This window comes from Allobosea sp. LC85, assembly GCF_000735605.1.
GTDB lineage: Bacteria > Pseudomonadota > Alphaproteobacteria > Rhizobiales > Beijerinckiaceae > Allobosea.
This window is the reverse complement of sequence record NZ_JPKG01000014.1, coordinates 1-1,199: the sequence shown is the minus strand read 5'-3', so window position 1 is coordinate 1,199 and position 1,199 is coordinate 1. Positions and strand designations below refer to the sequence as shown.

1 protein-coding gene is annotated in these 1,199 nt (G+C 65.9%); it reads right to left on the bottom strand.

The features are described 5' to 3' along the window. A partial coding sequence (locus FG93_RS06300; RefSeq protein ID WP_043233066.1) for a DNA translocase FtsK occupies positions 1-1,199 on the bottom strand: 1,199 nt, incomplete at both ends.

Below are 1,199 nucleotides of genomic sequence, written 5' to 3'. Positions count from 1 at the left end.
CTGGCCTCGACGAGGATCTCTCGCTTGCCGGCGTGGTTTGCGGGGCCGACGATGCCCTCGTTCTCCATGCGCTCCATGATCGAGGCGGCGCGGTTGTAGCCGATCTGCAGGCGGCGCTGGATATAGGAGGTCGAGGCCTTCTTGTCGCGCAGCACGACCGCGACCGCCTGGTCGTAGGGATCCTCGCTCTCGGCCTGGCCCATGCCGCTCTTGTCGAAGACAGCGCCACCATCCTCGTCCTCGCTGCCGGCCTCCTCCTCGGCGGTGACCGCGTCGAGATAGTCCGGCCGGCCTTGCGTCTTCAGATGCGCCACGACCTTCTCGACCTCGGCATCCGAGACGAACGGCCCGTGCACGCGGGTGATGCGGCCGCCGCCGGCCATGTAGAGCATGTCGCCCTGGCCGAGCAGCTGTTCGGCGCCCATCTCGCCGAGAATGGTGCGGCTGTCGATCTTCGAGGTGACCTGGAACGAGATGCGGGTCGGGAAATTGGCCTTGATCGTGCCGGTGATGACGTCGACCGACGGCCGCTGGGTCGCCAGCACGACATGGATGCCGGCGGCGCGCGCCATCTGCGCCAGGCGCTGGATCGTGCCCTCGATCTCCTTGCCGGCGACCATCATCAGGTCGGCCATCTCGTCGACGATGACGACGATATAGGGCAGGGGCCCCAGATCCATCACCTCCTCTTCGTAGATCGCCTCGCCCGAATGCTTGTCGAAGCCGGTCTGCACGGTGCGGGTGATGATCTCGCCGGCAGCCAGCGCCTCGCCGACCCGGACATTGAAGCCGTCGATGTTGCGCACGCCGAGCTTCGACATCTTCTTGTAGCGCTCCTCCATCTCGCGCACCGCCCATTTCAGCGCGACCACGGCCTTCTTCGGATCGGTGACGACGGGGGTGAGCAGATGCGGGATGCCGTCATAGACGGAGAGCTCGAGCATCTTGGGATCGACCATGATCAGCCGGCACTGTGCAGGCGTGAGCCGGTAGAGGATCGACAGGATCATGGTGTTGATCGCGACCGACTTGCCCGAGCCGGTGGTGCCGGCGACGAGCAGATGCGGCATGCGGGCGAGATCGGCGATCACCGGCTCGCCGCCGATGGTCTTGCCGAGGCAGAGCGCCAGCTTGTGCTTGGTCGACTCGAAATCCTGGCTGGCGAGCAACTCGCGCAGGAAGACGGTCTCACGCTTGGC